24 protein-coding genes are annotated in these 24,150 nt (G+C 46.6%); 12 read left to right on the top strand and 12 right to left on the bottom strand.

Annotated elements, in window-relative coordinates; all coding sequences use genetic code 11:
* Window positions 1–5: 5 nt before the first annotated feature.
* The 3 genes from F5971_RS02665 to queE are packed head-to-tail and all read left to right on the top strand — an operon-like array spanning window position 6 to window position 2,109.
* A complete protein-coding gene (locus F5971_RS02665; RefSeq protein ID WP_036507170.1) occupies window positions 6–548 on the top strand; it encodes an adenine phosphoribosyltransferase in 543 nt (180 codons plus the stop codon).
* Window positions 549–552: 4 nt separating this feature from the next.
* The gene (locus tag F5971_RS02660; RefSeq protein WP_036507167.1) at window positions 553–1,467 is read left to right on the top strand and encodes a recombination-associated protein RdgC; all 915 of its coding nucleotides are present in this window, start codon (window positions 553–555) and stop codon (window positions 1,465–1,467) included.
* A gap of 12 nt (window positions 1,468–1,479) precedes the next feature.
* A complete protein-coding gene (gene queE, locus F5971_RS02655; RefSeq protein ID WP_036507165.1) occupies window positions 1,480–2,109 on the top strand; it encodes a 7-carboxy-7-deazaguanine synthase in 630 nt (209 codons plus the stop codon).
* Here the strand turns inward: queE and F5971_RS02650 are convergent.
* Window positions 2,106–2,978 carry a bile acid:sodium symporter family protein gene (locus F5971_RS02650; RefSeq protein ID WP_193493852.1) on the bottom strand — a complete coding sequence of 291 codons (873 nt, stop codon included), beginning with the start codon at window positions 2,976–2,978 and terminating at the stop codon, window positions 2,106–2,108. The two genes, queE and F5971_RS02650, sit on opposite strands and share 4 nt — an antisense overlap.
* A gap of 483 nt (window positions 2,979–3,461) precedes the next feature.
* On the opposite strand from F5971_RS02650, the gene F5971_RS02645 reads away from it, so the two are divergent.
* The gene (locus F5971_RS02645) at window positions 3,462–4,628 is read left to right on the top strand and encodes a cation diffusion facilitator family transporter (RefSeq protein ID WP_193493849.1); all 1,167 of its coding nucleotides are present in this window, start codon (window positions 3,462–3,464) and stop codon (window positions 4,626–4,628) included.
* Window positions 4,629–4,689: 61 nt separating this feature from the next.
* On the opposite strand, the gene gorA is transcribed toward F5971_RS02645, so the two are convergent.
* On the bottom strand, window positions 4,690–6,057 hold the full coding sequence (gene gorA / locus F5971_RS02640) for a glutathione-disulfide reductase (RefSeq protein WP_193493847.1): 1,368 nt from the start codon (window positions 6,055–6,057) through the stop codon (window positions 4,690–4,692).
* A gap of 185 nt (window positions 6,058–6,242) precedes the next feature.
* Between gorA and xthA the strand changes: the two genes are divergently transcribed.
* A complete protein-coding gene (gene xthA, locus F5971_RS02635; protein WP_193493845.1) occupies window positions 6,243–7,058 on the top strand; it encodes an exodeoxyribonuclease III in 816 nt (271 codons plus the stop codon).
* A gap of 53 nt (window positions 7,059–7,111) precedes the next feature.
* Here the strand turns inward: xthA and F5971_RS02630 are convergent, their stop codons facing one another.
* From F5971_RS02630 to F5971_RS02620, 3 genes are all read right to left on the bottom strand, one after another.
* A complete protein-coding gene (locus F5971_RS02630) occupies window positions 7,112–8,023 on the bottom strand; it encodes a universal stress protein (RefSeq protein ID WP_036507160.1) in 912 nt (303 codons plus the stop codon).
* Between the two features lie 71 nt (window positions 8,024–8,094).
* Complete coding sequence (locus tag F5971_RS02625; RefSeq protein WP_036507157.1) at window positions 8,095–8,718, bottom strand: transglycosylase SLT domain-containing protein; 624 nt, start codon at window positions 8,716–8,718, stop codon at window positions 8,095–8,097.
* Window positions 8,719–8,788: 70 nt separating this feature from the next.
* On the bottom strand, window positions 8,789–10,207 hold the full coding sequence (locus F5971_RS02620) for a permease family protein (RefSeq protein ID WP_193493843.1): 1,419 nt from the start codon (window positions 10,205–10,207) through the stop codon (window positions 8,789–8,791).
* Window positions 10,208–10,465: 258 nt separating this feature from the next.
* Between F5971_RS02620 and F5971_RS18645 the strand changes: the two genes are divergently transcribed.
* Together F5971_RS18645 and F5971_RS02610 are read left to right on the top strand one after the other, a co-directional pair.
* Window positions 10,466–10,942 (top strand): prepilin-type N-terminal cleavage/methylation domain-containing protein, encoded by a 477-nt coding sequence (locus F5971_RS18645; protein WP_036507151.1) that lies wholly within the window; start codon window positions 10,466–10,468, stop codon window positions 10,940–10,942.
* Window positions 10,943–10,952: 10 nt separating this feature from the next.
* Window positions 10,953–13,727: an EAL domain-containing protein gene (locus F5971_RS02610; protein ID WP_051513988.1), complete on the top strand. Its 2,775-nt coding sequence runs from the start codon at window positions 10,953–10,955 to the stop codon at window positions 13,725–13,727.
* Here the strand turns inward: F5971_RS02610 and F5971_RS02605 are convergent.
* On the bottom strand, window positions 13,717–14,934 hold the full coding sequence (locus tag F5971_RS02605; protein ID WP_343042535.1) for a YihY family inner membrane protein: 1,218 nt from the start codon (window positions 14,932–14,934) through the stop codon (window positions 13,717–13,719). The genes F5971_RS02610 and F5971_RS02605 overlap by 11 nt on opposite strands.
* A gap of 82 nt (window positions 14,935–15,016) precedes the next feature.
* Here F5971_RS02605 and arsC point away from each other — a divergent pair, with 82 nt between their 5' ends.
* The 4 genes from arsC to F5971_RS02585 are packed head-to-tail and all read left to right on the top strand — an operon-like array spanning window position 15,017 to window position 17,356.
* Window positions 15,017–15,370 (top strand): arsenate reductase (glutaredoxin), encoded by a 354-nt coding sequence (gene arsC / locus F5971_RS02600; RefSeq protein ID WP_036507150.1) that lies wholly within the window; start codon window positions 15,017–15,019, stop codon window positions 15,368–15,370.
* The gene (gene wrbA / locus F5971_RS02595; RefSeq protein WP_036507148.1) at window positions 15,367–15,969 is read left to right on the top strand and encodes an NAD(P)H:quinone oxidoreductase; all 603 of its coding nucleotides are present in this window, start codon (window positions 15,367–15,369) and stop codon (window positions 15,967–15,969) included. The genes arsC and wrbA overlap by 4 nt, the downstream gene beginning before the upstream one ends.
* Window positions 15,966–16,334, top strand: coding sequence for a DUF2069 domain-containing protein (locus tag F5971_RS02590; RefSeq protein WP_036507145.1), 369 nt, complete (start codon window positions 15,966–15,968; stop codon window positions 16,332–16,334). The genes wrbA and F5971_RS02590 overlap by 4 nt, the downstream gene beginning before the upstream one ends.
* Before the next feature lie 41 nt (window positions 16,335–16,375).
* Complete coding sequence (locus F5971_RS02585; protein WP_036507143.1) at window positions 16,376–17,356, top strand: nucleoid-associated protein; 981 nt, start codon at window positions 16,376–16,378, stop codon at window positions 17,354–17,356.
* Window positions 17,357–17,362: 6 nt separating this feature from the next.
* Here the strand turns inward: F5971_RS02585 and mtgA are convergent, their stop codons facing one another.
* Window positions 17,363–18,061: a monofunctional biosynthetic peptidoglycan transglycosylase gene (mtgA, locus tag F5971_RS02580; protein ID WP_036507141.1), complete on the bottom strand. Its 699-nt coding sequence runs from the start codon at window positions 18,059–18,061 to the stop codon at window positions 17,363–17,365.
* 93 nt (window positions 18,062–18,154) lie between these two features.
* On the opposite strand from mtgA, the gene F5971_RS02575 reads away from it, so the two are divergent.
* Window positions 18,155–18,352: a cation transporter gene (locus F5971_RS02575; protein WP_036507139.1), complete on the top strand. Its 198-nt coding sequence runs from the start codon at window positions 18,155–18,157 to the stop codon at window positions 18,350–18,352.
* A 48-nt stretch (window positions 18,353–18,400) separates the two neighbouring features.
* On the opposite strand, the gene mqo is transcribed toward F5971_RS02575, so the two are convergent.
* From mqo to F5971_RS02550, 5 genes are all read right to left on the bottom strand, one after another.
* On the bottom strand, window positions 18,401–19,891 hold the full coding sequence (gene mqo, locus F5971_RS02570; protein ID WP_193493841.1) for a malate dehydrogenase (quinone): 1,491 nt from the start codon (window positions 19,889–19,891) through the stop codon (window positions 18,401–18,403).
* 309 nt (window positions 19,892–20,200) lie between these two features.
* Entirely contained in the window at window positions 20,201–21,454 is a 1,254-nt protein-coding gene (locus tag F5971_RS02565) for a hypothetical protein (protein WP_193493839.1), read from the bottom strand.
* Window positions 21,455–21,587: 133 nt separating this feature from the next.
* On the bottom strand, window positions 21,588–22,109 hold the full coding sequence (locus F5971_RS02560) for a DNA-deoxyinosine glycosylase (protein ID WP_193493837.1): 522 nt from the start codon (window positions 22,107–22,109) through the stop codon (window positions 21,588–21,590).
* A 9-nt stretch (window positions 22,110–22,118) separates the two neighbouring features.
* Window positions 22,119–22,739 (bottom strand): LysE family translocator, encoded by a 621-nt coding sequence (locus tag F5971_RS02555; RefSeq protein WP_036507134.1) that lies wholly within the window; start codon window positions 22,737–22,739, stop codon window positions 22,119–22,121.
* Between the two features lie 65 nt (window positions 22,740–22,804).
* A complete protein-coding gene (locus F5971_RS02550; RefSeq protein ID WP_193493835.1) occupies window positions 22,805–24,073 on the bottom strand; it encodes a DEAD/DEAH box helicase in 1,269 nt (422 codons plus the stop codon).
* Between the last annotated feature and the right edge of the window lie 77 nt (window positions 24,074–24,150).

Here is a 24,150-nt window from a genome sequence, read left to right as displayed (position 1 = left end):
TTTAAATGTCTTACGATGAGTTTTATGTCAAATCCGTGGTCCGGTCTATCTCAGACTGGCCAGAACCCGGCGTTATTTTTCGTGATGTCACCCCTGTTTTTAAAGATCCCAAAGCCATGCGAATCACCTGTGATGCGTTTATTCAGCGCTACATAGACAGCTCGATTACCCATGTCGCGTGTATAGATGCCAGAGGCTTTATCCTGGGCTCTGTGGTTGCGTATCAACTGAATTTGCCCTTGGTGCTGATCCGAAAAAAAGGCAAGCTACCCGGCGAAACCATCGCAGAGGAATACTCGCTTGAATATGGATCGGCGACGGTCGAACTTCAAAAAGACGCCATCCAAGAGGGTGATACTGTCTTAATTTTTGACGATTTGATCGCAACAGGCGGAACCGTTCTTGCGGCAGCGTCTCTTATTAAGCGCTTAGGCGGACAAGTGGCCGAAGTCGCTGCCTTAATCGACCTACCCGATCTAAAAGGCTCGCAACGTATTCAAGACAGTGGCATACCTGTTTTTGCGTTACTCGCCTACGAAGGACTTTAACTGAATGAATTGGTTTAAGAACATCCTGATTTACAGATTTACCCCTGATGCAGACTTCTCTGAGCAACACTTGGAAAATGCACTTCTGACGAAACCCTTTGTGCCCTGTGGACGCCAAGAACTCAAACGTCAGGGCTGGGTTTCACCCTGTTCCTTTAGTGAAAGCCCCGTGTTTGTTAGCAATGGCATGTACCTTGTCAGTTTGCTGCAGGAAGAGCGCATTCTACCCGCCAGCGTCATCAAAGATGAGCTACAGGTTAAAGTCAGTAAAATTGAGCAAGACGAAGCGAGAAAAGTCTACCGCAAAGAAAAAGATCAGCTCAAAGATGAAATCATTTTAGAGCTTCTTCCACGTGCCTTTTCAAAACGCTCAGCCACTCGCGCCTTGATCATGCCGCAACTCGGTTGGATTTTTGTTGATGCAGGCAGCTTCAAGCGTGCTGAAGACTTGTTGAACAGCTTAAGAGAAGTGTTAGGCACATTGAAAGTTAAGCCCTTAACCGTCAATCAAGCGCCAGCAAGCGTCTTAAGTCTTTGGGTTCAGGACGAAGATCAAATTAGCACTGGGTTTGCCGTGGATGATGAGTGCGAACTCAGGGACACCTCTGCTGAGGGCGGCGTTATCCGTGTCAAAGGGCAGAATTTGTTTTCCGATGAAATTCGCGCTCATTTAGCCACTGATATGCAAGTCACGCGTTTGGCCTTAACTTGGCAAGATCAGTTAAGCTTTATGATTTATTCTGACTTAAGCTTGCACCGCCTTAAGCTAACGGATCAATATCAGGAACAGCTTCAGCAAGACAGCCCTGAGGACGAAAAAGCGTTTTTCGATGCTCAACTCAACCAAATGGGCCTTGAATTGTCGAATCTAATGCCCTCGTTGATCGCCAGCTTTGGTGGCGAACCTGAATCTGCTTAGGTCTAACCTCGTATGTACAGCGTAAAAGAAGTGTTTTATACCCTGCAAGGTGAAGGTGCCCATGCAGGGCGGCCGGCTATTTTTTGTCGGTTTACGGGCTGTAATTTGTGGTCAGGCCGTGAGATTGATCGCTCGAAAGCGATCTGTCAATTTTGCGATACTGACTTTATTGGCCATGATGGTCAAAACGGCGGAAAATTTGACAGTCCAGACGCGTTGGTAACCCACTTGCAACGCTTTTGGCCTTTAAGCTCAGAGCCTCCTTACGTTGTGTGCACGGGTGGAGAGCCTGCTCTGCAGCTCGATCAACCCTTGGTCGATGCCTTGCATAAAGCAGGCTTTATTATTGCCATTGAAACCAATGGCACTAAGCCGCTCCCGAATGGGATTGACTGGATTTGTGTTAGCCCAAAAGCAGACACAGATATCATCATTCGCAAAGGTAACGAGCTCAAACTGGTGTACCCTCAATCGCACGCCATGCCAGAGCGATTTGTGTCTTATCAGTTTGACAATTTTTACTTACAGCCCATGGATTCAGCGGATGCTCAAGAGAATCTAAAAGCGACCCTCAATTATTGTTTGCGCCACCCTCAGTGGCGACTCAGTTTACAGACCCACAAAATTCTGGGTATCGATTAGGTCATCACCTTTGCTTGGCGAAAAAACACATCTCGATTTCGCCAGGCAATCAACGCGAAGGCCGGTAGCTGCATTAACACACCATAGGTCAACGCACTGGCCGACATTTCAGCGTTTTGCAACAAGGCGCCAGTCACCAAAAGTGCCGTTCCCGCATTCTGCAACCCCACCTCAATCGTTAACGAGACACGCTGCGGGTCATCCAGCCGCCCCATCACCGCCACGCTATACCCTGTCAGCATAGCCAAGAGCACCAGCGTAAAAACGGGCAGATACAACAACGGCAAGACCTGCATGAGCATGGGCCAACGACTGACAACCAACAGAATCACCGTTGCCACCATCAACAAAAAGGCTAGGCGTCTTATGGCCTTTTCTATGCGTTGTGTGATCGCCAAATAACGATGCCTAAACACCATTCCTATCAACACTGGCACTAACGTAATCAATAACATCTGCATTAAAGCTTGACCGACCGGGAAGGCAATTGACACATCATCCTCTAAAGTCACCTTCAACAACAAGGCCGTCATCAAAGGTAAGGTAAAGGGTGTGATGAGACTCAATAGCGCCGTTAATGAGACCGACAATGCCGCATCACCTCTTGCTAGCAAGGTAATTGCATTGGATGTTGCCCCACCTGGAGCCAAGGTCAATATGATCAAGCCTAACGCAAGCATGATGGGAAGATCAAAGATCCAAACGACGGCAATCCCCAGAAGCGGTAAAAGGAAAAACTGAGCCGTAATCCCCAGAAAGACGGCTTTTGGGTACTTCAAGACACGTTTAAAGTCTGCAAGCGTCAGCGCAAGGCCTACACTGAGCATGATGATAAACAAAGCAATCGGTAGAAACAGTTGCGTGATCATAGAAGCCTGCATGAATGAAAATAGCCATGTGGTTTTAAATTGAGTAAAGTATCTCAAATCTTGTTTGTGCATTGCAAAAAAATCTATTCACACCTGTGTGTATGAAAATAGGCTCTGCATCGGGTTCGCAAGGCTACCCACATTATCTGTGGATAAGCCTGTGAAAAAAATGCACATAACCCCTATCCTGCCCCATAAATTCACGGCTTCAGACAAATTGATCATTTTTTAACCAACACGCAAATCTTTTATTTTTCAACAACTTAAATAAATCAATAGCTTAATTATCAGATTTTCCGCTTTTTTCTGTTCATTTTTCAACCATTAAAAAAACACTCACAGGTGTCAAGCATAAATTACAAGGTTACTCACATTTTTTGTAACTTTTTATTCATGTTCACTCTTGACAGTCTGTATTAAATTGCAACACTAGAGACCTTCCGAACACGTCGATACACTGATCTTTTTGAGTAGGAATTCTGTGTGAACCCATCCTTAGATGAACGCAAACGCGCCGGACAAAACGTTAGCCTGATTGGAGCGCTTGTCAATACAGTCATGAGCCTTCTAAAAATAGTGGGTGGCGTATTTTCTGGATCAGCGGCATTAGTGGCCGATGGCTTTCACTCCTTATCGGATGTCATTACCGACCTAATGGTCGTTTTTTTGTTAGGCGTCTCCCATAAAAAAGCAGACACCAATCACCCGTATGGCCACGGTCGTTTTGAAACACTTGGAACGGTGGCCTTGTCTTTTGTGCTACTGAGCGTTGCCGGGTTCATGGCCTGGGATAGTTTGCGCCTTCTATTTGCGGGTGAAATCCCCTCCCCACCCAGTGTCGTAGCCCTGTTCATTGCAGGTGCCTCAATTTTAGCGAATGAAATTTTATTCTTTTATACCTTACGCGTTGGGGAAAAAATTCAATCGCGACTCTTAATCGCAAATGCATGGCATCACCGGAGTGACTCACTTTCTTCCGTCGTGGTCTTGATAGCAATCGCAGGCGCGATTCTCGGCATTTGGTGGCTGGATGCGCTGGCGGCGGTGTTAGTAGCTTTACTGATTGCAAAAATTGGTTGGGAGTTGTTAAGCAAAAGCTTGGCGGAGCTGGTCGACACTGCCTTACCACCTGAGCGCCTTACAACGCTTAGAGAGACCGTGATGTCCGTAGATGGCGTATTGGGCGTCCATAGTTTTAAAACCCGCTCTATGGGCGGGCAAAGCCTGTTGGAGATGCACGTTCAAGTTGCCCCTCACTTAAGTGCCGCCGAAGGCCATTACATAGGTGACTATGCCACGCGTTTATTGCAAGAGCGCTTTGATGATATTGCCCACATTATCTATCACATTGACACTTACGATGACCACGGTCTATCGCTGCCCGCCCAATTGACATTACCGGCACGCACAGAAATTCAACAGCACCTGAATGCAGCACTCGCGAGAATTTTAGGTGAAGCCCCAGATTATGAATTGATTATTTACTACACTCCCCGCTTTATTGAGTTGGATATCAAGTGTCCAATGGCGATCTTTGCACTTTTAGAGCAACAAGGGGTGACGGCTGCAGAGCTTGAGGCACGGTTAAATGACGAATTGCGAACCTTAGAGTGGTTCAAGGCGATTCAGATCTGGTTACCGGCTCGGTAGTGTGAGTAACATGAGCCCAAGCCTCTGGGCTCATGTATAAGAAAGTGAAGAATGACGAACTTTACATATTATAACGTCGGCTAGGCTCTCGCATCGTCACAAACTCTTCAGCGGCTGTTGGATGAATGCCGATCGTTGCGTCAAACATCGCCTTGGTTGCGCCCGCTTTCATCGCGATTGCAATTCCCTGAATAATTTCGCCCGCTTCCGCCCCCACCATATGTGCCCCAACCACGCGATCCGTGTCTCGATCAACCAGCAGCTTCATTAGCGTGCGTTCTTGGCTGCCACTTAAGGTGTGCTTCATGGCACGGAATTCAGAGCGATAGACATCAAGGTTTGGATAGACCTTACACGCGTCCTCTTCCGAAAGCCCGACTGTGCCAATATTGGGCTGACAAAACACAGCCGTTGGAATCAAATTATAATCAACATTTGTCTCGGCACCGCCATATAAGCGCTTAACCAAGGCCATACCTTCAGCCAGGGCAACCGGCGTTAACTGAACCCTGTCGATGACATCCCCCACCGCGTATATAGAAGGGAGATTGGTTTGAAACAGATCATCAACCTGAATCGCCCCTTTGCGGCTCAAATTTACGCCCAAGGCGTCTAATCCTAATCCTTGAGTATTGGGAACACGACCTGTCGCGTACATGACGGCATCAACCGTCTCTTGAGCGCCATCATTAAACACAACGTCTAAACGCCCATCTGCACATTTCGTAATGGAGGCGATATCGGTATTAAAGCGCAGATTCACGCCTTTTTTGGCAACCTCTTGTGCAGTAAACGCCCTCACCTCTTGATCAAATCCACGCAGGAACAGATCGCCACGGTAGACCAAATCCGTTTTCGCACCAAGACCTGCAAAAATCCCTGCGAACTCGACCGCAATGTACCCCCCGCCCACCACCAAAACACGTGATGGAAAGGTCTCTAGGTCAAAAACTTCATTTGACGTCAGAATGTGTTCTTTACCGGGAATATCCGGCACAAAAGGCCAGCCGCCCGTTGCAATCAAAATGCGTTCAGCGGTAAACACCTGTTCGCCCACGCGAACTGCATTCGGCCCTTCAAGTGTTGCTCGACCGTCGATCAGGGTACAACCCGAGTTTTTTAAAAGATTGGCGTAAATGCCATTGAGGCGGCTGATTTCCTGTTTTTTGTTGTCGCGCAATGTGGGCCAATCGAATTGATAAGACGCGTCGATCAAGCCAAACCCAGCCGCCTCATGGAAGCTTTCCGCATAATGCGAGGCATACACATAGAGTTTTTTGGGCACACAACCAACGTTAACGCAGGTTCCCCCCATGTAACGGTCTTCAGCAATTGCCACCCTAACGCCCATGCCTGCAGCCATACGTGCGGCTCGAACACCGCCAGAACCCGCCCCAATCACAAACAAATCAAAATCAAACTGACTCACGGATTTCTCCTAGTGTTTTGGATATTGGTGAAAACTCTAACGTCTTTACGACCAGCTGACCAATGAAAAATCTTAACTCGCCCCATCACAAATCTTAATCGAACAGCCTTGAATGAAATTTGATGTCTGGTGGTTAGGTGCTTAGAATACAGCATCTTTACGATTTAATACGACAAGGCTTAAGCATGAAACTGGTTTCTTTTAATACCAACAGCATTCGTATGCGCTTTCATCAGTTAGAAGCACTGATTGCGGCGCATCAACCTGACGTCATCGGCATTCAAGAGACTAAAGTCACTGATGAAGCCTTCCCACTTGCAGAAATTGAGGCCCTTGGCTATCACGCACACTTCCACGGACAAAAAACCCATTACGGGGTCTGCTTATTGTCTAAGGTTCCACCCATTTCTGTGACTAAAGGTTTCCCTAGCGATGATGAAACGGCTCAAAAGCGCTTGATCATTGGTGAGTTCGTCAGCGATAAAGGACAAACCTACACAGTGATCAATGGCTATTTTCCGCAAGGCGAGAGCATTCATCACGAAATCAAATTTCCAGCAAAACGTAAATTTTATGCCGATTTGCAAAACCTGCTAGAAACCCACTACAGCGCTGACCAAGCCATTGTCGTGATGGGCGACTTTAATATTTCGCCAGAAGACATTGACATAGGCATCGGTGAGCCGAACCGTGTTCGCTGGCTAAAAACAGGCAAAACCAGCTTCCAACCAGAAGAGCGCGAATGGTTTGAGCGTTTAAAAGGCTGGGGACTCAAAGACAGTTACCGTGCAATCCACCCAACGAAGAACGACAAGTTCAGCTGGTTTGATTATCGCAGCAAAGGCTTTGAGGATGAGCCCAAGCGCGGTCTACGAATCGATACCCTTCTGGCAACTCAGTCCTTAATTGACGTCTGCACTGACAGTGATATCGAATACAACATCCGCGGCATGGACAAGCCATCTGACCATGCGCCCGTTTGGTCTTCATTCGACTTTTAAGTCGTCTAGGCGATTCAACTGACCTCAGCAGGAGATCAGTTGAATCTCACACCTTAGGCTTTAAGTACCAATACATCACATGCGACCGCATCCAATAGGCGCTCTGCACTGCTGCCTAAGAGCAATCGATCCAGCATTCCGCGTGCTAAAGAGCCCATCACTAAAATATTGATTTCCTGCTTTTTAATGAAGTCTGGTAAAACATCATGCACCTCTCCTTCAACAACATGAATGCAAGATGCATCAATAGTAGGATCAAAGCCGTTCACCAAACGCTCAACCCCAGCCTGATGCTCACTGGTGACTTGATACTGAAGGGTTTTGAAGTTTGACATCAGGCTATCGTCAAAAATCGCTGATTGCGGAAACACCACATAGCTGTGGAAAATATGCAACTCGGCCCCCAATACTTGAGCCAGCAAGCTCGCTTCATTGAGGATCTTCTGATCCATCAACGCGGCGTGGTCATGGGCATGAAACGGATCGACGGCGGCCACAATGCGAATACGCTCAGGCCAAGGTTTGGATTTACACAGCATCAAAGGTGCCATGCACTCTCTGAGTATTTGCCAATCATGTGGAACCAATAAACGGTGCAGCAAATGCGGATGCTCGGCAACCTCATGAAGAACAAGATCAGGATTACTTCTTTCAACCTTAGTTAATAGGCCTTCGGCAATGCCTCTATCCCAAGCGACATCGACAGATAGATTGTCATAGTCTTTCTTTAAGGTGGCTAACAGCTCGTTTAAACTGCCTTCTAAGTCACGCAAACGATTGTGTTGAAGCTTTTCGAGAATATCATTGCCCAATAAATTCATTGAGCTGTAGTGAGGCTGGTAGCCGCATTTAAAAAACTCAATCTTCGCCGATAGCGCTTGAGCCAAACGAATCGCTTTTTCGGGTAACAAATACTTATCTTGCTCTTGAGTAATGTTCACCAGTATTTTTGATAAGCTGTTCATGTCAAAACTCCTTCTCTTCACTCATCTTGTCAATAGTGTAGCGGGTTTTGAGAACAAAGCGCTGACCTAGCTCAGCAAAAGGGCCAAACACACAAGCGAGAAGGGATTTTACAACTGGGCAATTGCTGCTCGTAGCGTCTAGATTGCGACTCAACCTGCCGAGCAACCGATATCAGCCAGGCTTTTTGCTCATAAGTACGATTACGAAATCCCGTATGTCCCTCGTGATAATTTAAATACAAATTGTAAGGGTCATTTAACGAGACACCGTTACGTTGACGAGACATTTGGTTGTACCACCCAATAAAATCCAGTGCATCAGCCATCGAGGTGCGCTGGGCCATACGTTTACCTGTCGCTTGCTTATAATCACTCCAAGCGGCATCTTGAGCTTGCGCATAGCCATAGGCAGAGGATTTGCGAGGCATAGGAATGAAGCCCAGCAAGTAAGGACGTGGAGGTCTCGCATTATGAACAAACGAGGACTCGCGTTGCACAAAGGCTTTTTGTATCGCAACCGAGGTGCCCCACTTTTCTTCTGATGCTTTTGCAGCAAAATACCAAGAAGGCTCATGTTGGATAATGTCACAGATATTATTCTGCGCACGCGACGGCGGAGGTGATGTTGCACACCCACTTAATACAGTGAAAAGACCGACAACAACACATGTAGGCAGACAAGAGTTCAATTTCATGGATCGAATATAGCCTTTTTAAAACAAAAAAGCAGCGGGTAGTCCGCTGCTTTTGAAAGACTTTAACGAGTTAACCCATTTTTTTAGCTTCGGCAACCACTTCCGGGTCAGGGTTCTCTTCTATATGAATGGGTTCTTCAGGCTGCTCCCCTTCATGCTCTTTAAGTGCCTTTTTACTGCGCAACTCAATCATGAACCACAAAACCAGACCGGCACCAAGTCCCCATGCCGCGCCATGAGTCGCCAGCACAACGCCCATAATGCCCGCGACACCCATTGAGGTTGCATTGTCAATTTGCTCTACAGCTACCGCAATACACAAGTAACCTGTAATCAAAAGGGTAATCGACAGCGCAATCGGCAATACCGGTTTAAACACAGTAACAAGTGGCAACAAAAAGAGCGCAAAGAAGCCAACGATCCAGAACACACCCGCGCCTGAATAAATTGTATCCATAGCACCGCGACCGTAACGATAGCGCTCTGCGATGGTTGCCATCACTCCAGTGAAAAGAGGACCCGCTAAACCAGGGTATGGTGCAAAGAATGAATGCATCAGGTTACGGATACCCGTCACTAAATGCACACGATCCACGTTAATTTCAATTTTTTCATCAGGACGTAAATGGTCAACACGCTTGATCAAGCTCTGGCCAACTATAATGTCACCAAATGCAATAATATAGGCAATCACGGCCGTTGGAATGGCAGCCAAGAGCAACTGAAATGTCGGGAATCCGACCGTAAAGGGTAAATAATCCCAGATTTTAGTAAAAGCGGGCAACTCAATCCCCCACTGAACCGCAGGTAATGGATACTCAGCAACCGACCAGCCGATAACCATGGTGATGAGCATACCAGGCACCATACCATAGCCTGCGACAATCTTAGCCCAACGGTGCTTCTCAACCCAATCGCGAAACGACAGTGAAAACAGTACATAGGCCGTAATCAAACCACCAATACCTAGGGATATAGGCGTGTTAAATAGGCGCCCACCTTCACTGATCTCACCACTAATCGCTGCAATACCTGCACCGAGAAGAATACCGGCTTTGATGGAATTGGGAATATTATTCACCAACTTAGACCCAAGCCGAGTAATGCCCATAAACAGAAAAATAAAGGTCACCACCAACTGCAATGCCACCAATGCTTTTATTGCATCGGGGCCTGGCTCGAAACCACCCACAAAGAGCAAGACAACGGGAATTGCCGGTGTAATCCAACCCGGTACGAACGGAACACCCAAGAGGTTAGGCAGCATAAATCCAATGCCACACACCACAACGTAGGCCAATGCAACGTCATAAGGTAAACCTAAATAACGCTCCAATAATGGAATCATCCCCATCGCCACAACGAACATCACTAAGGCTTGAATGGTTTCAGCCACTTCCCAACGATAGTGAATAAAGGGTAACCGAATCTTAAAGGGTCCGGCAGGCCAATACGGATGTTCCTCTCCATGCTTACGCTGATATAACATAGTCTTCTCTCTTTAATTGTTAAACGCTCAATTAGGGAATTTCCTAATCCCTGTGATTGGGCGTAAAGGTATACCCTTACCCTTGATTGAGTCGAGGGTTTATTCAAAGACTTTAGTCGCGTTTCAATACCAAAGTATTAAGGGGCTTCCACTGTATCCTCTACCCTTTCCCTCTCAAGGTTTATTAAGACAGCCGATAGACAGAATGCTATACTGGTCGTAAAAGATTGTGGCCAATCAACGTTGGTGAGACGACTCATGACGCATTACAAGGCTTTTCTGCAAAAGCTAAAAGGATTTAGCCTAATTGAACTTCTAATCACGGTCGCGATCCTTGGTGTGTTAGCCTCTATTGCTATTCCCGGTTACCAACGATACAAAGAACGCGTTGATAATCATACGGCAATTACCGACCTACAGGTGATCAGCGCGGCGATTGAGCGTTACTATATTTTAAATCGTCAATTTCCTGGGTCTTTAAACCAGCTCAATTTAAGCGGTGACCAATTACAAGACCCTTGGGGTGCCCCCTATCAATATCTTGACGTCACGATTCAAACCAACAAAGGCAAGGTAAGAAAGGATAAGAATTTGGTACCAATCAATAATGATTTTGATTTATATAGTATGGGTAAAGATGGTCGCTCTGCATCGCCGTTAACCTCTGCGCTCAGCCGTGATGATATTATCAGGGCCAACAATGGTAATTTTTATGGTTTAGCGAGCGACTATTGATAATTAGCCTATGAGAATTGAGCTTTCTTCTTTAAAAAGCCGAGTGGCACGTCGCCTCTTTAGAATGTTTTTCTTTATTATTCTGGTGCCAATCATATTTATTGCCGTGGGCTCTTTTTATAAAGTCAGTGGCCTCATTTTTACTGAGCACCATCATCACTTACAACGTGCAACGAAAGAGTATGGGCTGGGTATTTTTAGACGCTTGAGCTATGCATACGATCTTTTACTCAACGCCAGCCAACATACACAGGACCTCAACCACATTCAACCTGAATATCTTCACTTACTCCAAACGTATTTTTCAAACTATGCAGTCGCCCAAAATGAACAGATTATTTGGCAACACAACACCGATGCAGACACTCTGGATTGGCAGAGCCTACTTCAATATACGCCAAACAGTGGAGTGTTCACTCTTCAAAGTAATCACTCCAGCGTCAAACGCGTTTTTATAACTCTAGCAACACAGGAGTCACGCTGGCTTGCAGAATTAGATCCAGTCTACTTGTGGCCTGAAGCGGAATTAAGCGCCTTTGAAGAGCTGTGTGTGATTGGTGCAGACTCAGTTATTATATTTTGCTCCTCACCCTTAAGCGAAGACACGATAGCCTTATTACTTAAAGCATCACCTCAAACACCCGTTCACTGGATAGACGATCATTCTGAAAAAATGATCTCCGCCTCTTGGTCTTTATTTATGCGCTATCAATTTGCTCAAGATGACTGGCGTATCATCATCAGCAAGCCTGAAAACGTATTTATGAAAAGCGTGAATGATTTCAGGCAGTCCTTCCTTCCCGCTATCTTGTTGATTTTTTTACTTGTGGTGTTTGTTAGCCTCTATATGGTACGCCGGCATTTAAAGCCCGTTGAGGCGCTGATTAAAGGCACTAAGTCCTTATCAGAAAACAAACTGGACTATACCGTTCAAGTTGATACGGACGATGAGTATGAAGACCTCGCTCACTCGTTTAATCAAATGACTCAAAACTTAGCCTACGCATTTGAGTACAACACGGCTTTATTTAATATCAATCAAAAAATATTGCTCAATGAAAACCTATCGTCTTGTGCTCATCAGATCCTAAGCGAAATCGCTCGTTTCGCCACACCCTTGTACTCAGTCCTCTACATACTGAACAAACACAACCCGATTGTGGATCGATATTACACCTACGAATACTCAAATCAGACATTCAAGCAAATCAAACAATCGTCTTCCGAGATTCTGATGCAGTTTTCGTCCATTCTTCACAGCGAAGCCTGTATCGTCTCAAATGATGAGTTCAGTAAACTCATTCCCGATCTTACCAAAGCAGGAAACGGATATTCCCACTATTATCCATTACACCAAGATGGCCAATTAATTTCTTTTTTAGTTCTCAATCTTCCTAAAGCACAGCTGGATTTGCGCTTTACTGATTTTTTATCCCATTGCACCGTTGCCTTTAACGCGCTGCAACGGGGTAAACTATTAAGCTATCAAGCCTACTTTGACCGACTTACAGGTGTTTACAATCGTAGTTTTCTACAAGAACACGCACAAAAATCCCTAGCATTAACAGAAACTCAATCCTTTGCACTTTTATTTGTGGATCTCGATCGATTCAAAAACATAAACGATACATTAGGCCACTCGTTTGGCGATGAATTGCTGAAATCAGTTGCTAAACGCTTGATGGAACACCTTCCATCTCACGCATTTTTATCCCGCTTTGGTGGTGATGAGTTTATTCTGCTGATGCCGATCGCCACCCCCGCTGATGCGGAGGTCGTCGCACAAACCTGGCTTGCTATTATCGCTGAGCCATTTCAACTTCGAGGACGGATCGTCAACATTGGCGCCAGTATTGGTATTTCTCTGACGCCTGACCACACTCGCGAATATGAAGCGCTTTTAACCTGTGCAGACATGGCCATGTACGAAGCAAAAAGTCAGGGCCGTAATCGCTACTTCATGTACAGTGAAACCCTACACAACGAACTGGCGCGTCGCACTCAGCTCGAAACTTTCTTGCGTGAAGCGGTCAGTGAAGGGTATTTGTCCGTGTATTATCAACCCAAGGTCAACATCCAAGCGCGACATCTGTCTGGATTTGAAGCCTTAGCTCGCTTTCATCATCCACAAGAGGGGTTTATTCGCCCAGACCTGCTCTTTAAAATTGCGGAGGAGTCTGGACAAGTTCATGGTTTAGGTCTTGCCGTTATGCGTCAAGCCTTTGAACAACTCAAACAATGGCAAACACGCAATCTTTGGACAGGTCGCATGGCCATTAACGTATCGCCATTGCAACTGTCATCGCCTGACTTTGTTGCTCAGGTAGAGTCGTTAATGCACGAAACCGGCGTTAAGCCTGAGTTGATCGAATTAGAAATTACGGAAGGCGTTTTCATCGAAAATAATCATGAAGCAAAAGAACGCTTGGCGCATTTTCAAGCGCTCGGTATCACCATTGCGATGGACGACTTTGGTACGGGCTATTCATCCATGGCGTACATCACCCAACTGCCACTAAATAACCTAAAAATTGATAAAGCATTCGTCAGCAGTATCAAGGATGGCAATAAGCATGTGGGCATTATTAAGAGTATGATTCAGATAGGTCAGAACCTAGGCCTGAATGTAACGGCTGAAGGCGTCGAGACACCGGAGGAACTCCGTTTCTTAATCGAACACGGATGCCAGGATATCCAAGGCTACCTATACAGTAGGCCTCTAAGCGCACAAGACGCCGAGGCACTCCTGATCACACCTAATCTAGATGCCTTTTTTAAGCCTTAAACAGCTCACCAATGGGCACATCCAATGCGTCATGACGTGCGTCTGACAAGGTTTTTAAACGCTCGCCAAATGCTTTCTCCCACTGAACATCACTGGTTTGTGACATGGCATCAGGCAACGGCCAAGGCAAGAGTGACTGCAACTGATCCAGCGTAAAATGGCTTAAATCCCGTGCCAACACGTAATCTCCGCTTCGTGTTCTCTGAATAATACCTGCCTCCAGCAAAATAGGGATGTATTGATCCCAACGCTCTTGCGTCAACCCCGGCGTTTGTTGCAATAACCAAGTATCAGATCGAGTTTGACCTAATCTTTGCGCCAACCAAAGCTGATGCAAAACCCCCAGCACCGTGTATAAATGAGGCTCTCGTCGATTACGCTGAGTGATATGAAAGATCGTCAACGCTCGACTCAACTCAGCCCCCAACAAAATAATCACCCAACTGATAAAAATCCAAGCTAAAAACATCGGAACCGCCGCAAAAGCACCATATATCAGCTCATAAGATGGAAACTGCGTCACAAAAAATGCAAACCCTCGCTTCGCAACCTCAAACATCAACGCAGCGGCCACACCGCCTAAAAACGCATGCCGAATCGGTACTCGACAATTGGGAACGGCGGCATAGAGCAACATAAAGGCAATCGCTGAAAATACGATAGGGATGATTGAAAGAAAACGTGCACTGCCCACCACCTCCGTGGCACTGGTGTATAAAGGCAAAGCCGTAATATAGGACGTGAGTAATAAACCAAACCCAATCAACAAGGGCCCTAAACTTAACACCGCCCAATACAACAAAAAGCTAGAAACGCCCTTACGCGGCTCGGTAACTCGCCAAATTCGATTGAGGGCTGCTTCGATATTTTTCATCATCATGATGGACGTAATCACCAGAAACACGATACCCACAGCCGTTAAACGCCGAGCCTGATCGGTGAAGTCTTTTAAGTACTCGTGAACCACCTCACCCGTTGCTGGCACAAAGTTTTCGAAAATCCATTGCTGCACCTGCTCCCCTGCCCCCTGAAAAGAAGGCACCGCCGCCAGCATCGAGTAGGAAACCGTGACCAAAGGCACCACGGCAAACAAGGTTGTGTAGGTCAAGGCCGATGCATTTAACACGCCTTGGTTCACAAAAAACTGCCGAACCATGTCTCTAAAAAAGAAAAAAAGGGTCATTGGAGTCATCACATTTACGTTCACTAAATTCACCTGTGAGTTGGTAACTGAAACAGAGCCATATACAATAGCCATAGCTTTTATTGAATGTAAGAAAAGGGACACTATGCCAGACATTATAATCTACCATAACCCACGCTGCTCAAAATCGCGAGAAGCGCTTAGCTTGCTCGAAAGCCGGGATCTTGTGCCGACCGTGTGCGACTACCAGAAAACCCCGTTAAATGCCGAGGAAATTCGTGACCTAGTAGGCAAACTGGGCATTCAGGTTAAAGATCTGTTGCGTAGCAAAGAGGCTGAGTTCAAAAGCGCAGGGCTGGATAGAGATGATGTGACTGACGAGCAGCGAATCCAAGCCATGGTTGAACTGCCAAAATTGATCGAACGGCCAATTGTGGTCGTAGGAGATCGTGCACGCATTGGGCGCCCACCTGAAGCGATTCTGGAGATTTTACCGTGACCCATCCTTATTTACTTGTTTTGTACTACAGCCGCCATGGTGCAACGAAAACCATGGCACAACAGATCGCTCGTGGTGCAGAACAAGCCGGGATTGAAGCCATGATTCGCACGGTGCCAAGTATATCGCCAGAGTCAGAGCAAACCATACCTGAAATACCAACGGAAGGCGCGCCCTATTGTACACTTGATGAGCTCAAACACTGCTCAGGTTTAGCCCTAGGCAGCCCGACACGCTTTGGCAATATGGCTGCCCCTTTAAAATACTTTTTAGACACAACCAGTAGTTTGTGGTTGTCCGGTGCCTTAATTAACAAGCCCGCAGGAGTTTTCACGTCGGCATCAACACTGCACGGTGGCCATGAGTCCACCCTGCTCAGTATGATGTTGCCGCTCTTGCACCATGGCATGCTCCTAACCGGAATTCCCTACAGCGTCTCTGAATTATCCACGACGCAATCAGGCGGTAGCCCCTATGGGGCCAGTCATCTTGCCAGCACCGACAGTCAACGCCCACTCGACAAAGATGAACGCGCACTCTGCCAAGCACTAGGCGCACGCTTAGGGCAACTGGCGCTTCAATTAAGGAATCCATCATGACGCTTGCACAAAAAGCGAATATTAGCCATAAAGTCACCCTTATTACCTATGCCAGCTTATTGCTGCTGTTTACCCTATGGTACTTGTGGTTGGCTCCTGCAAAAAGTGATCATCCCTGGGTTATCTGGCTTGTCCATGTTCTGCCATTGCTCGCTTTTTCACCTAAACTGATTCGTGGACATGCGCGCGCGCATGCGTGGTTTTGCTTTGTTTTACTTTTTTACTTTTTAGGTTCCGTACTGGCCACGCTGATGCCCTTAACACGCTGGCTGGGCTTAATCGAATCTATATTGTTGTGCATTTTATTTACCAGCTCCATGATGTTCGCACGTTGGCAAAGTCAACTTGATCGCGGACTGGTATAGTTCTTACTTTTTTGCTACAGCCTCCTGACTGGGATTCATCTATGCCTGTGACACACTTTATCATCCATTCCATTCAGAAAACGGATGATCAAACTGCAGCTAACTGCCACTTAGCCGAGACAGAACTGGCCTTGGAGCGCTTCGCGCCGTCTATCTTGAGTGAATTAAAACGCATTCAGGGCAGCCGTTCAGGGCGACAATACGGCTGCTTCAGTCAGGAAATCATGGGGATTCGGCCTTTGATTATGCAGTGGCGAGAAGGAAGCTTAGGCTTTTCGTCTTTAACTGCCCAACTGACCAAGCATCTGGGCTTACAGTTGGATAAAGGCAATGAGCTGCTCCAAGGCTATATTGTGTTTGTCAGTGAGACACTTGAGCGGGGTGATCGTCTTTTCATTTTTCATCTGCGCCCCTCGTCAGCCCTGCAGCTTTCACAAGACCTTTCACTGCACGAGACTGACTACATTGAATTTAGTGAGACGGGATTTGGCGTATGTCTCGATCTTTCGGCACTTGAGAACAATGAAGACAAGTATCTGACCATCAGTTTTGGTCGGAGTGAAAAAGGCGTAAAAGCGGTTGTATGTGAGTGGCTAGGCTATACAGATACTGTCGATAAGAAAGTTGAAACAGAGCAATTTTTATCGATTATCGAGCAATACTGCAATGCCCTACCCGATGAAGAAAGCGAGCCGATACGTGAGCGCGTTGTAGAATACTGCTTGGAGCAGGATAAAGCGGGTGAGCCCGTTGTGTTTAGCAACCTGTCGGAGGAGGTCAGTCCTGGCATAGACACGTTTTTGACTAAACACCAAGAAACACCGAAGACGGAGCTTATCCCGGATCGGAAGCAGCTTAAACAATATCTACGCTTTGCGGGTAAAAACAGCGACATCTCGATTAGTTTTGCCAGCAGCAGCTTAGGGAACATTGTTGAGTTTGATCCCAACCAAGAAGTCCTTATGATAAAGAACCTGCCTAAATCCTTGTTACAGCAGCTAAAAAAACTTCATGGGAATTAGTTAGGCTTACTCTGCTTCAAAACGCCTTAAGTAAGCACGCCCACCCAAGTTATTGATCTGTCGCTGGATAAACGCTTGTCGGCTGCGCATGTAAGCGGATGGGCGTTTAATATCGTAACGGGCAGGTGAAGGAAGCACTGCAGCCATTAAGGCTGCGTCCTGCACCGACACGTTAGGCAGTGGCTTCATAAGCAAATACTCGGTCGCCGCCCACACTCCAAACTCCTGTTTGCCAAATTGCGCAATATTTAAATAGACTTCTAGAATGCGCTCTTTTCCCCAGAATTGCTCAAGCACGATGGCAATCCCCCACTCCAAGACCTTGCGCACCTGACTGCGATCCCCCCATAAAAACAAATTTTTAGCCACTTGTTGAGTAATGGTGCTGCCACCACCGGCTGATCGCCCCTCACGGTAAGCCCTAATTGCGGCTTGAGTCGCCGCCACATCAATACCCCAGTGGTCTGGAAATTTTTGATCCTCAGACGCAATAACCGCCATTTTCAGCGTCCATGGAATGTCTTCATAGGGAACCCACTGGTATCGGGCAAACTCAATCTCTTCACTCCACAAGGCTTTCCAGTTGTGATGAAGCATAAATGCAGTTGTCGGGACAGGGAGCCACTTCAGCAGTACAACAATTGTTAAAAAAACACCCAATAAAATGACAGGCAATAAACACAGTATTTTTAAGGCTTTTTTCAAATGATCATCCTATACAAGTCACATAGATCGCGCTAAGGTTATTCCCAGTTTACCTTAAATTTATCGTAACCCAATACAAAGGAGACAACTTTAGTGGCTACTATCCAACTTGCTTTATTAGGACTGACCTGTGGAGGTTGCGTCAAAAAGGTCAAAGAAGCGCTTGAGCAGGTCAATGGCGTTGAGACAGTGCTTGTAGAATTAGACAGTGCTGAAATTAATGGAACTGCATCAACAGAAGACCTCATCGAGGCAATCGAAACGGCAGGCTTTGAAGCACAGATCAAATAAAATGATGAGTGATCTGTGCCAAGCCGGCCCAGATCACTCCTGATGGGTTTACAGTGTTGGATCGAGTTTTAACACAGACAAAGTGCGTGCTCTTACTTCACTCAGCAGCTCAGGCTCATCGCTGAGAACCTTGCCATAAGATGGGATCATGGCCTTTAAGGTTTGCTGCCAGGCATCTGTCGCTAATTGATCCTTATAGCAACGCTCAACGATGCTCAGCATCGCTTGCACGGCGGTAGAAGCACCTGGAGACGCACCTAAAAGCGCAGCAAGCGAGCCATCGGCAGAAATAATCACCTCTGTACCAAACTCCAGCTTACCTCCTCCAGCAGGATTCTTTTTAATAATTTGAACACGCTGCCCTGCAATCGACAATTCCCAGTCATCCTCTTCAACATCAGGAAAGAAGTTGCGCAAGGCTTTGACACGTGACTCATGAGACTGCAAAGACTCCGAAATCAAATAGCGAGTCAGGTCCATGTTATTGGCACCGACTGACATCATTGGGCCAATATTGCCAAGATTCACTGACTTGATCAGGTCCAAATACGAGCCATTTTTTAAGAACTTAGTCGTAAAGCCCGCGAAAGGTCCGAACAACAGCGATTTTTGACCGTTCATAATACGCGTGTCTAAGTGTGGAACCGACATCGGAGGCGCGCCAATGGGTGCCTTTCCGTATACCTTTGCCGCATGTTGCTCAACAATTTCTGGCTTGGTGCACACCAGCCACTGACCACTCACCGGAAAACCGCCGTAGCCCTTGCCTTCAGCGATTCCAGACTTCTGAAGCAAAGGCAGTGCACCGCCTCCCGCTCCCAAAAAGACAAACTTGGCGGTAATGGGGGTTAAGTGTTTATCGGCTTTATTCTTAACATTGACTAACCAACGTCCATCGGACTGCTTCGCTAAGGACTGAACATCATGACTGACCAGTAAGTCGAAGTCAGATTGTTTACCTAAATGCTCAACCATAAAACGGGTTAAAGCGCCGAAGTTAACATCCGATCCATAACGGACACGCGTTGCAGCAAATGGCTGAGAGGCGGGACGATTTTGCATCACCAACGGCATCCAACCACGAATGACCTCAGGGTCTTCGCTGTATTCCATGTCTTTAAACATGACATGGGATGACAGAGTTTCATAACGCTTACGCAAGAAATCGACATTTTCTTGACCCCACACAAAGCTGCAATGCGGAGCGGTGTTAATAAAATTAGATGGCTCTGGTAATGCCTGCTGTTCAACCAAATACGACCAGAACTGGAGACTCACTTCAAAAGCTGAGTTAATGGTAAAGGCTTTTGTTGTATCTATCGAACCATCGGCTTTTTTAGGCGTATAGTTCAACTCACAATAGGCCGCATGTCCAGTGCCCGCATTATTCCAACCATCGGTACTTTCTTGTGCAACGTGGTCAAGACGCTCAACCATGATGATTTTCAAGGATGGGTCGAGCTGTTTTAACAGCACCCCCAACGTTGAGCTCATGGCACCTGCCCCAACTAGCAACACATCGGCTGTTCTTGCGGTCATCTTGATCCTCACCCTAAGAAAATGAAAGTTAGAATTATACGGCCGCAACTGCAGCATTCAATCCACCAATAGTGGAATATGTCGACAATATTTCTATTTTAGGACAATTATTAATCAACAAGGGCAAAGCAATGAGGGTAATTGACTATCATCCACTGATTTCAGCGATGGTTAAAAACCCTGTATTTTTGGTGGATTAATAGAAAAAAAACCTCAAAAAGTACCGCACCATCCAAAAAGACACCACTCACTACGACAAGCGCGCCTTAAGCAAGTTGTTTACAACTCAGCTTAAGTGCTCCTGACCGATTAGGGCTTACACCAAGTATTGAGATTGATCAGGGGGTCGCTGATCCAATTCATGACAGGAAAGCCATCGACAAGCTGATAGTTGTCTAGCTGTGTACCCCGCACAGCCAAATATTGATCAATTGGGGCAAGCTTTCGAAGGTACGCTAACGACTGATGAAACAGTTCACTGGCGGGATCTGCCCCTTTGTGATTCTTAGACGGCATATGACCAAACTTATTTATGTAATTAATAACACCACTATCAATAATGGCATAGTCACCGCGTAAACCTGCAATACGATTGGTTTGAATGGCCTCCTCCTTATCCGGATTGCGGATTAAAACACCCGTTGTTTCACTCCACTCTTTACTAGGATTGTCTTCCCACTCCCCGTCGGCACTCAAGCGCTTAGGCCCTACAAATTTTAAAGGGGCTCTCATTACGCAACCTTCATCAGCCAAAAACAAATCATTCAAATATCCCAAGACGGTAAAACGCATACTTTGCGAAAAGCCCTGAATCAACCCTTCCGGTTTTGCATAGTTGCCGTAAGCCTTACAGTTGTCCTCTCGTAAACCATTCACACACACCGCAACGCGAACGAGCAGCTCGTAAGTTTTATCCAAACTGTAGGGTTCTGACATGATCAAGGGAGAGGTAGTCGGCTGCACCAGATCTTCGCTCAGCAATCTTAACCGCAATTGGTTTCCCTGACTGCGCAAGCCAATCCAATTGACGCTAAAAGGGGTTGCGTTATTAACGCGCTCAGGCGATATTCCTTCATTCGGAAAGCGAAGTACTTGATAGAAGGTCTCACGATCTAAGCGAGCAGACTCTAGCCAAGTTTCGGTTGGCGTGTCTTTTACGCGCAACCCACCCGTTAAGGTTTTTCGAAAAGGGTCTAAACTCGACGTTGTCGCCCAGTTTAAAAAATTACCACTCCAAAAAGGCCCAGGGCACAAATGCGATCTCGAATGAAAATCCGGGTAAAAATAGGTATCGCTTTCATCCATTCCATCGGCATAGATATAGCACTTCTTGGCATCAAAATAGCCCTCATAGACTTTCGATTCTTCATATTCCTCTTGATACAGGCGCTGGACATCGGAAGGAAGATCAACAGGCGCCGAACTGATTTGCTTACTCAAAATATTTTCAATGATCAGTATTGGAGGCTGTGGTAAAAAGCGTTGAACATCAGCCGTCACCTGCTGGGCCGCCAGTAGCATCGCGATACCCGCAATCCAGACAAACGCGCGTTGCTTACTCATCCCATTTGCTTCCTTCATGCCGATAACGATCCTGTTCATTGCCATTTTAGCTTAGATATTAATGTACGACTGTTTTACTTGGGTTTACAAGGTACGTCCGCCAGCTCAATTTTATCAGCCGCTGCAACGGCCTTTATATAAACAGCAATAGACTTTTCCATTCGCTTAGTTTTTTCTCAAACGTCATGGATGCGTGCGCTGGACTGGTAGAAGGTAAACATTGAATATGAAGTGCCTCAAACCGATTATTCAGTATTTTTAATCGTTGCACTTCTCGGCTAAAGTCTCGATACGCTTTATTGCCATTGCAAAAGACCGCTTGAATTCCAGGATAAGCATGAAAAAATTCAGCAAATGAATTCAGTTGCTGAGAGGATCTAACTATCGAAGAATCAAGACTGCCATTACGCTCACACTGCTGCAATACGTCCCAAAGGGCAACCCCCGATGCGTTTAGCTTTTCCAGTCGCTCCGAATACTGTAAGGCTACATCAAACTGAAACAACGTGCTCATGATTGGCCAAAACGCATTTCTGGGATGAGCGTAATATTCCTGCGCAGTCAACGACACTAGGCCCGGCATACTTCCCAGTATTAAAACCTTGGCACGCTCATCCACAACAGGGGCAAAACTTGAAACACGTCCCTCAACCAAACCCGTCTCCTAAAAAAACGCTAACCAAACACCCACTCCTACCATCAGAGAGCCAGCGATGCGATTCATTAAACGCACATTGTGAGTCTGCTGCAGGAACACGCGCATAGCTTTACCACCACTTGCATAAATCAACATACACAGCAGCTCTAGTAAAACAATAATGCTCAGCAACACAACTAATTGAGGTGCCAGTGGTTGAGATGCCAAAATAAAGGGAGGTAAAAGTGCGGCATGGAATGCCCAGCCTTTAGGGTTAGCCACAGCTGTGACAAACCCTTGACTGAAGAGTTGAGCGGGCGAAACGGTTTGACGAACGCCGGCCGACTCTGGAATCGCCATGCGACCTTTGGAACGCCACATCTGGATGCCGACGTACCCCAAATACGCACCACCGATCCACTTAAAAAACTGAAAAAAGCCAGGATAGGCCAACATCAGTGTCGCCACACCCATCACGGCTAAAAGCGCAACCAACGCAACCCCTAGCATCTCCCCCCACATCATCCATAACGTGCGACGAACCCCAAGGGTGATGCCTAGGGTCATAGCTAGCGTCATACACATACCAGGGGTGATGGAAACAAAGAAAAATGTTGGAACAAACACTGACAAAAGAGCCAGGCTCATAAGGCACCTAAATGATCAAATATCGAGAGGCACCACTATAGTCTTAGCCCCTCTCGACTTCAATATTATCTTGCCTTAGGTTTATGTCCTGATGCCACAAACCCCGAACGCTGACCATCTGCATGGCCTTTAACGGGTTTTTTAGGACGACGATTATGATTGTGTTTTGGCTTAGTGGTGGCTGTCTCTTCTGGAACCAGATTAACAGGTTCGAAACCGGGTACTTGCCTTCTTTCAATCGTCTGACGCGTCACTTTTTCAATTGCGTGCAAAAGCTTCAAATCATCGGCACACACCAGTGAGACCGCGTGGCCAGAAGCACCTGCGCGTCCAGTACGTCCTATGCGATGAACATAATCCTCAGGTACATGCGGGAGTTCAAAGTTAACCACTTGCGGCAGCTGATCAATATCCAACCCTCGTGCGGCAATATCGGTCGCCACTAATGCACGTATACTGCCGGACTTGAAATCGGCTAAGGCTTTTGTGCGTGCACCTTGACTTTTATTGCCATGAATAGCCGACGCCGATATTCCTTCCGCATTCAAGTGAGCGGTCAACTTATTCGCACCATGCTTGGTTTTGGTAAAAACCAACACCTGCTGCCAATCCCCTTCTTGAATCAGGAGGGTCAACAGCGCCGCTTTACGCTTTTTATCGACAGGCGAGACCCATTGAGTCACCGTCGGTGCTGTTGCATTACTGGGTGTAACTGAGACTTCGACCGGATTATTGAGAAACTGCTTTGCTAAGGCTCGAATCTCTGTCGAGAAGGTCGCCGAAAACATTAAGGTTTGACGCTGCCTTGGCAACACTGCCATAATTTTTTTAATGTCGTTAATAAACCCCATATCCAACATACGATCCGCTTCATCCAAGACCAGAGTCTCTAATCCATTGAAGCGTATTGCGTTTTGTTTATACAGATCCAGCAAACGTCCTGGAGTTGCCACCAATACATCAACCCCTCTGCGCAACGCGACCATTTGAGGGTTAATTTTCACGCCTCCAAAGACAACCGCAGACCGCAAACGAAGGTGCTTGCTGTAAAGGGTCACACTTTCACCCACTTGAGCGGCCAGTTCACGCGTGGGTGTCAAAATCAAAACCCGCGCATGGTTCGGCTTTGCCGATTCCCCATTGAGCAGTTTTTCTAAAATCGGTAAGGTAAATCCAGCTGTTTTACCTGTGCCCGTTTGAGCAGCCGCCATTAAATCTCTACCGGCGAGGACTTGAGGTATGGCTTGGATTTGAATCGGTGAAGGCGTATCGTAACCCTGCTCCGCCACAGCAGTCAGAATAGGGGCGGACAACCCCAAGGAGGCAAAACTCATTCAATCATCTCTTTTTTATCACATCGGATAGATTAGGGCCGCCAAATCGACGGCAGTGAAGCTTACAGGAATCCCCT

Source organism: Nitrincola alkalisediminis (genome assembly GCF_009821115.1).
GTDB lineage: Bacteria > Pseudomonadota > Gammaproteobacteria > Pseudomonadales > Balneatricaceae > Nitrincola > Nitrincola alkalisediminis.
The sequence above is the reverse complement of the archived record's forward strand: the minus strand, read 5'-3'. Positions and strand labels throughout refer to the sequence as shown.